This window comes from Pseudomonas sp. PA-4-8C, from assembly GCF_021606625.1.
In the GTDB taxonomy this organism is placed as follows: domain Bacteria; phylum Pseudomonadota; class Gammaproteobacteria; order Pseudomonadales; family Pseudomonadaceae; genus Aquipseudomonas; species Aquipseudomonas lactis.
This window is the reverse complement of record NZ_WKCD01000276.1, coordinates 1-7341: the sequence shown is the minus strand read 5'-3', so window position 1 is coordinate 7341 and position 7341 is coordinate 1. Positions and strand designations below refer to the sequence as shown.

The window sequence follows — 7341 nt, the reverse complement described above, 5'->3', positions numbered from 1 at the left end:
GTGCTGCACAGTTCATCGCCACCGCACCGGTGGAAGAAATCGCCCGTGTGTTCAAGGAGTATGGTGAAGAGCGCTTCGCCGGGCGCATGGCGCGTGCCGTGGTCGAGCGCCGCGAAATCCAGCCGTTCGAACGCACCGCTGACCTGGCCGAAGTGCTGAAGGTTGCCAATCCGGCCTGGGAAAAGGGCAAGAACCCGGCGACCCGTGCGTTCCAGGGCCTGCGCATTCACGTCAACAACGAATTGGGCGATCTGGAAGCCGGCCTCGAAGCCGCTCTGGATGCTTTGGAAGTGGGCGGTCGCCTGGTGGTGATCAGCTTCCACTCCCTGGAAGACCGCATCGTCAAACTCTTCATGCGTCGTCTGGTCAAGGGCGAATCCGACAACCTGCCGCGTAACCTGCCGGTGCGTTTCGAAGCCTTTGTGCCGAAAATCAAAATCCATGGCAAAGCGCAGTTCGCTTCCGAAGCCGAACTCAAGGCCAACCCACGTTCCCGTAGCGCCGTCATGCGTGTTGCGGAGAAGTTGCGGTGAGCAAGCTTTTCGCCAAGCCCCTCCCGGGCGGCAGCTTCTTTATGTTGCTGCTGTTTGTCGGCGTGCTGGTGTCCGCGATTGCGGTGTCCTACAGCGCCCACTGGAACCGTCAGTTGCTCAATACCCTGTACGGGGAATTGAGCGTGCGTGATAAAGCCCAGGCAGAGTGGGGCCGGTTGATCCTTGAGCAAAGCACCTGGACGGCCCACAGCCGTATCGAAGTGCTGGCCACCGAACAGCTGAAGATGCACATCCCTGGCGCGGCTGAAGTCCGCATGGTGGCGCCATGATGAAACTCGAAGGGGCACTCTACCCGTGGCGCTTTCGCCTGATGCTCGGCTTGCTGGCATTGATGGTGGGCGCGATCGTCTGGCGCATCTTCGACCTGCAGGTCGTCGACCGCGACTTCCTGATCGGCCAGGGTGACGCCCGCAGCCTGCGGCATATTCCGATTCCTGCACACCGCGGCCTGATCACCGACCGTAATGGCGAGCCCCTGGCCGTCAGTACCCCGGTGACCACCCTGTGGGCCAACGCCAAGGAACTGCAAGTTGCCAAGGACAAGTGGCCTGAACTGGCGGCTGCCCTGGGGCAAGACCGCAAGGCCCTGACCGAGCGCCTGGAAGCCCAGGCCAACAAAGAATTCATCTACCTGGTGCGCGGGCTTACCCCTGAGCAAGGCCAGCAAGTGCTCGACCTTAAAATCCCCGGTGTCTACGGCATCGAGGAGTTTCGTCGTTTCTACCCGGCCGGTGAAACCACCGCGCACATGGTGGGCTTCACCGACATCGATGACCACGGCCGCGAAGGGGTCGAACTGGCCTATGACGAGTGGCTGGCTGGGGTTCCGGGCAAACGCCAGGTCATCAAGGATCGGCGCGGCAGATTGATCAAGGACGTCCAGGTCACCAAAAACGCCAAGGCCGGCAAGCCTCTGGCGTTGTCGATCGATTTGCGCCTGCAATACCTGGCCAACCGCGAACTGCGTAACGCGATCATCGAGAACGGCGCCAAAGCCGGCAGCCTGGTGATCATGGACGTGAAGACCGGCGAGATCCTCGCCATGGTCAACCAGCCGACCTATAACCCCAACAACCGTCGCAACCTGCAACCGGCGATGATGCGTAACCGCGCAATGATCGACGTGTTCGAGCCGGGTTCGACCATGAAAGCCATCTCCATGAGCGCTGCCCTGGAAACCGGGCGCTGGAAACCTAGCGACAAGGTCGAGGTTTACCCAGGCACCTTGCAGTTGGGCAAATACACTATTCGTGACGTATCCCGCACTGAAGGTCCGGTGCTGGATCTGACAGGCATCCTGATCAACTCCAGTAACGTGGGCATGAGTAAGGTTGCCTTCGACATTGGCGGTGAAACGATCTATCACCTGGCGCAAAAAATCGGCCTGGGGCAACCCACCGGCCTCGATTTCCCAGGTGAGCGCGTGGGCAACCTGCCGAACTACCGCGAATGGAGAAAAGCCGAGACTGCCACGCTGTCCTACGGCTACGGCCTGTCGGTGACCGCCATCCAGTTGGCCCACGCTTTCTCGGTATTGGCCAATAACGGCCGCATGGTTCCACTGAGCCTGATCCATGTCGACGAAGCGCCAAAAGCCACCCAAGTGATCCCGGAAAACGTCGCCAAGACCATGCAAGGCATGCTGCAACAAGTGATCGAGGCACCGCGTGGCGTATTCCGCGCCCAGGTGCCGGCGTACCACGTTGCGGGCAAGTCGGGTACGGCGCGTAAGACTTCGGTGGGCACCAAAGGCTATGCCGAAAACTCCTACCGTTCGCTGTTCGCCGGCTTCGGCCCAATGAGCGACCCGCGCTACGCCATCGTCGTGGTCATCGACGAGCCTAGTAAAGCCGGCTACTTCGGTGGCCTGGTTTCGGCCCCGGTGTTCAGCAAAGTGATGTCCGGCACCCTGCGCCTGATGAACATCACGCCGGACAACCTGCCGCCGACCCAACAAGCCAACGCCGGCCCGCCGGCCGCTGCTGTTAAAGCCAATGGAGGGCGCGGCTGATGTCTCTTAGCCTGAACAAGATTTTTGCCCATGCCGGCCACGATCTGCTGATTCGTGAGCTGACCCTGGACAGCCGTAATGTGCGCGCCGGTGATCTGTTCCTGGCGGTACCCGGCGGTAAGCTCGATGGCCGTGCGCATATCGCCGATGCCCTGCAACGCGGTGCGGCGGCGGTTGCCTATGAAGTGCAAGGCGCCACCGTGCTGCCGATCACCGATGTGCCGTTGATTCCGGTCAAGGGCCTGGCTGCGCAGCTTTCTGACATCGCCGGGCGTTTCTACGGTGACCCGAGCCGCCAACTCAACCTGGTGGGCGTGACGGGTACCAACGGCAAGACCAGCGTGACCCAATTGGTCGCCCAGGCGTTGGACCTGCTGGGTCAGCACTGCGGCATCGTCGGCACCCTGGGCACCGGTTTCTATGGCGCGCTGCAAAGCGGCCTGCACACCACGCCAAACCCGATTGCCGTACAAGCGACCCTGGCCGACCTGAAAAAGGCCGGCGCCAAGGCGGTTGCCATGGAAGTGTCTTCCCACGGTCTGGACCAAGGGCGTGTCACTGCCCTGGCCTTTGACGTGGCGGTGATGACCAACCTGTCCCGCGATCACCTCGACTACCACGGCACCATGGAAGCGTACGCCGCAGCCAAGGCCAAGCTGTTTGCCTGGAATGACCTGAAGTGCCGGGTGGTCAACCTCGACGACGCGTTTGGCCGCCAACTGGCGGGCCAAGACAGCGACGCGCGCTTGATCAGCTATAGCCTGCAAGATGCCAGCGCCTACCTGTATTGCCGCGAAGCCCAATTCAATGACGAAGGCGTGCGTGCCACCTTGGTGACGCCGCAGGGCGAGCACCACTTGCGCAGCACCTTGCTCGGGCGGTTCAACCTGAGTAACGTGCTCGCCGCTATCGGCGCACTGCTGGGCCTGGACTACGCCCTGGATGAAATCCTGCGGGTACTGCCAAAGCTGGAAGGCCCGGCCGGTCGCATGCAGCGCCTGGGTGGCGGCACACAACCGCTGGTGGTGGTCGATTACGCCCACACTCCGGATGCCCTGGAAAAAGTCCTCGAAGCCCTGCGCCCACATGCCAAGGGCAAACTGTTGTGCCTGTTCGGTTGCGGCGGTGATCGCGATCGCGGCAAGCGCCCATTGATGGCCGAGATTGTCGAGCGCCTGGCCGATGGCGTACTCGTCACCGACGACAACCCACGCAGCGAAGACCCGAGCCAGATTTTCGACGACATCCGTGTCGGCTTCAAAGACGCCTCCAAGGCCACCTTTGTCGCGGGCCGTGGCGCCGCCATTGCGCAGTTGATCGCCAGTGCCGGCGCGGACGATGTAGTGGTGCTGGCGGGTAAAGGTCACGAGGACTATCAGGAAATCAACGGTGAGCGCCATGCCTTCTCTGATCTGGTCGAGGCGGATCACGCCCTGACCGCCTGGGAGGTCGCCCATGCTTAAAGCGATGACATTCAGCGAGCTGGCCCAGGCCCTGTCGGCCCGTGTGCTGTCGAGCGACTGCACATTCAATGGCGTGAGTATCGACAGCCGTAACATCCAGCCGGGGCAACTGTTTGTCGCCCTGGCCGGCCCGCGTTTCGATGGCCACGACTACCTCAACGACGTTGCCGCCAAAGGTGCCGTCGGTGCCCTGGTACAGCGTGAAGTGGCCGATTCCGCCTTGCCGCAATTGCTGGTAGCCGACACCCGCCTGGCCCTGGGCCAACTGGGCGCGCTTAACCGCGCCGCTTTTGATAAGCCGGTGGCGGCCATTACCGGTTCCAGCGGCAAGACCACGGTCAAGGAACTGCTTGCCGGCGTCTTGCGCACGCGCGGGCCGGTACTCGCGACCCGTGGCAACCTGAACAATGATTTCGGCGCACCGCTGACCCTGCTCGAACTGGCCCCGGAACACACGGCGGCAGTGATCGAACTGGGGGCTTCGCGCATCGGCGAAATCGCCTACACCGTGGCGCTGACCCAGCCGCACGTGGCGATCATCAATAACGCCGGTACCGCCCATGTCGGCGAGTTCGGCGGCCCGGAAAAAATCGTCGAAGCCAAGGGCGAAATCCTTGAAGGCCTCGACGCTTCGGGCACTGCGGTACTGAACCTGGATGACAAGGCCTTCGAGACCTGGCATGTACGCGCCGCCGGTCGCAAGGTCCTGACGTTTGCGGTGCTCAATGCCGCAGCCGATTTTTACGCCTCCAACATCAATGTCGATGCCCGTGGCTGCCCGTCTTTCACCTTGCACACCCCGCAAGGTGATGAGCACGTGCAGTTGAATTTGCTAGGCAACCATAACGTCGCCAACGCCTTGGCCGCCGCCGCTGCCGCCCATGCCCTGGGTGTGTCGCTGTTCGGTATTGCCACAGGCCTGGGCGCGGTGCAGCCGGTCAAGGGCCGCACCGTGGCGCAACTGGCTGGCAACGGCATGCGCGTGATCGATGACACCTACAACGCCAACCCGTCCTCCATCAATGCCGCTGTGGACCTGCTCAAAGGCTTTGATGGGCGCAAGGTCCTGGTACTGGGCGACATCGGCGAACTGGGCGATTGGGCTGAACAAGGCCACCGTGAAGTCGGCGCCTATGCCGCCGGCAAAGTGGACGCGCTCTACGCCGTTGGTACGAACATGGCCCATGCGGTCAACGCTTTCGGCCCTGGCGCGCGGCACTTCGCCAGCCAGGCCGAGCTGATCCAGGCGTTGACGGCGGCTGAACATGACACACACACAACCATTTTGATCAAGGGATCGCGCAGCGCGGTGATGGAAAACGTCGTCGCAGCCTTGTGTGGCTCAAGTACGGAGAAACATTAATGCTGCTGCTGCTGGCTGAGTATCTGCAACAGTTCCACAAAGGCTTCGCGGTCTTCCAGTACCTGACCCTGCGCGGGATCCTGGGTGTGCTGACCGCGCTGTCTTTGTCGCTGTTTTTAGGGCCGTGGATGATCCGCACCCTGCAGAACCTGCAAATTGGTCAATCGGTTCGTAACGACGGCCCGCAGTCGCACCTGTCCAAGTCCGGAACGCCCACCATGGGCGGTGCGCTGATTCTGTCGTCCATCGGCGTCAGCACCTTGCTGTGGGCCGACCTGCATAACCGCTACGTGTGGGTGGTGCTGCTGGTGACCCTGCTGTTCGGTGCCATCGGCTGGGTGGATGACTACCGCAAAGTGATCGAGAAAAACTCCAAGGGGCTGCCAAGCCGCTGGAAGTATTTCTGGCAGTCGGTGTTCGGCCTGGCCGCCGCGATCTTCCTGTACACCACCGCGCCAAGTGCCGTGGAAACCACCTTGATCATCCCGATGCTCAAGGACGTGAGCATCCCGCTGGGTGTTGGTTTTGTGGTGCTGACCTACTTCGTGATCGTCGGCTCCAGCAACGCGGTGAACCTGACCGACGGCCTCGACGGCCTGGCGATCATGCCGACGGTGATGGTGGGCGGCGCGCTCGGCATCTTCTGCTACCTGTCGGGTAACGTGAAATTCGCGGAATACCTGTTGATTCCTTATGTACCGGGCGCTGGTGAACTGATCGTGTTCTGCGGCGCGCTGATCGGTGCCGGCCTGGGGTTCCTGTGGTTCAACACCTACCCGGCACAAGTCTTCATGGGCGACGTCGGCGCACTGGCGCTGGGCGCGGCCTTGGGCACCATCGCGGTGATCGTTCGCCAGGAAATCGTGCTGTTCATCATGGGCGGCGTGTTCGTGATGGAAACCCTGTCGGTGGTCATCCAGGTCGCGTCCTTCAAGTTGACCGGGCGCCGCGTGTTCCGCATGGCGCCGATTCACCACCACTTTGAACTCAAGGGCTGGCCTGAGCCACGCGTGATTGTCCGCTTCTGGATCATCACCGTGATTCTGGTACTGGTCGGCCTTGCCACCCTGAAACTGAGGTAGAAACGAGTGTCCCTGATCGCTTCAGACCACTTCCGCATCGTTGTCGGCCTCGGCAAGAGCGGCATGTCCCTGGTTCGCTTCCTGGCGAACCGGGGCACGTCGTTTGCTGTGGCCGATACGCGGGAAAATCCACCGGAGCTGGTCACGCTGCGCCGTGACTACCCGCACGTGGAAGTGCGTTGTGGCGAGCTGGATGTCGAGTTTCTGTGCCGTGCCGATGAGCTCTACGTGAGCCCGGGCCTGGCCCTGGCGACACCGGCCCTGCAAGCGGCGGCGGCCCGTGGCGTGAAGTTGTCCGGCGATATCGACCTGTTCGCGCGCAACGCGAAGGCGCCGATCGTGGCCATCAGCGGTTCCAACGCCAAAAGCACCGTCACCACCCTGGTCGGCGAGATGGCGGCGGCGGCGGGCAAGCGTGTGGCTGTCGGCGGCAATCTTGGCGTGCCGGCCCTGGACCTGCTCAGCGACGACGTCGAGCTGTACGTGATGGAATTGTCGAGCTTCCAGTTGGAAACCACCCACGACCTGGGCGCCGAAGTGGCGACGGTACTGAACGTCAGCGAAGACCATATGGACCGCTACAGCGGCCTGCCGGCTTATCACCTGGCCAAGCACCGGATTTTCCGTGGCGCCAGGCAATTTGTCGTCAACCGTCAGGATGCCCTGAGCCGTCCGCTGATGGGCGAGGGCATGCCCTGCTGGACGTTCGGCCTGGGCAAACCGGACTTCAAAGGCTTCGGCATTCGTGAAGAGAACGGCGAGAAGTACCTGGCGTTCGAATTCCAGAACCTGATGCCGGTACGCGAACTGAAGATCCGTGGCGCACACAACCAGTCCAATGCCCTGGCGGCCTGGTCGCCCGGTCACG

General features: G+C 62.2%; 7 protein-coding genes. All 7 read left to right on the top strand.

Annotated features, from left to right (window positions below):
• The coding region (rsmH, locus tag GIW04_RS25650; protein ID WP_236479317.1) for a 16S rRNA (cytosine(1402)-N(4))-methyltransferase RsmH at positions 1-533 on the top strand (533 nt) is incomplete at its 5' end.
• Entirely contained in the window at positions 530-823 is a 294-nt protein-coding gene (ftsL, locus tag GIW04_RS25645; protein ID WP_003188663.1) for a cell division protein FtsL, read from the top strand. The genes rsmH and ftsL, both read left to right, overlap by 4 nt.
• Entirely contained in the window at positions 823-2565 is a 1743-nt protein-coding gene (locus tag GIW04_RS25640) for a peptidoglycan D,D-transpeptidase FtsI family protein (protein ID WP_019816949.1), read from the top strand. The genes ftsL and GIW04_RS25640 overlap by 1 nt, the downstream gene beginning before the upstream one ends.
• Positions 2565-4028: a UDP-N-acetylmuramoyl-L-alanyl-D-glutamate--2,6-diaminopimelate ligase gene (locus tag GIW04_RS25635; RefSeq protein ID WP_003188667.1), complete on the top strand. Its 1464-nt coding sequence runs from the start codon at positions 2565-2567 to the stop codon at positions 4026-4028. Before GIW04_RS25640 ends, GIW04_RS25635 begins: the two co-directional genes overlap by 1 nt.
• Positions 4021-5391, top strand: a complete 1371-nt coding sequence (locus GIW04_RS25630) for a UDP-N-acetylmuramoyl-tripeptide--D-alanyl-D-alanine ligase (protein ID WP_003188669.1) — start codon at positions 4021-4023, stop codon at positions 5389-5391. The genes GIW04_RS25635 and GIW04_RS25630 overlap by 8 nt, the downstream gene beginning before the upstream one ends.
• A complete protein-coding gene (gene mraY / locus GIW04_RS25625; RefSeq protein WP_003188670.1) occupies positions 5391-6473 on the top strand; it encodes a phospho-N-acetylmuramoyl-pentapeptide-transferase in 1083 nt (360 codons plus the stop codon). The genes GIW04_RS25630 and mraY overlap by 1 nt, the downstream gene beginning before the upstream one ends.
• 6 nt (positions 6474-6479) lie before the next feature.
• Positions 6480-7341: Mur ligase family protein (locus GIW04_RS25620; protein WP_329607641.1), on the top strand; the 862-nt coding region annotated here is incomplete at its 3' end.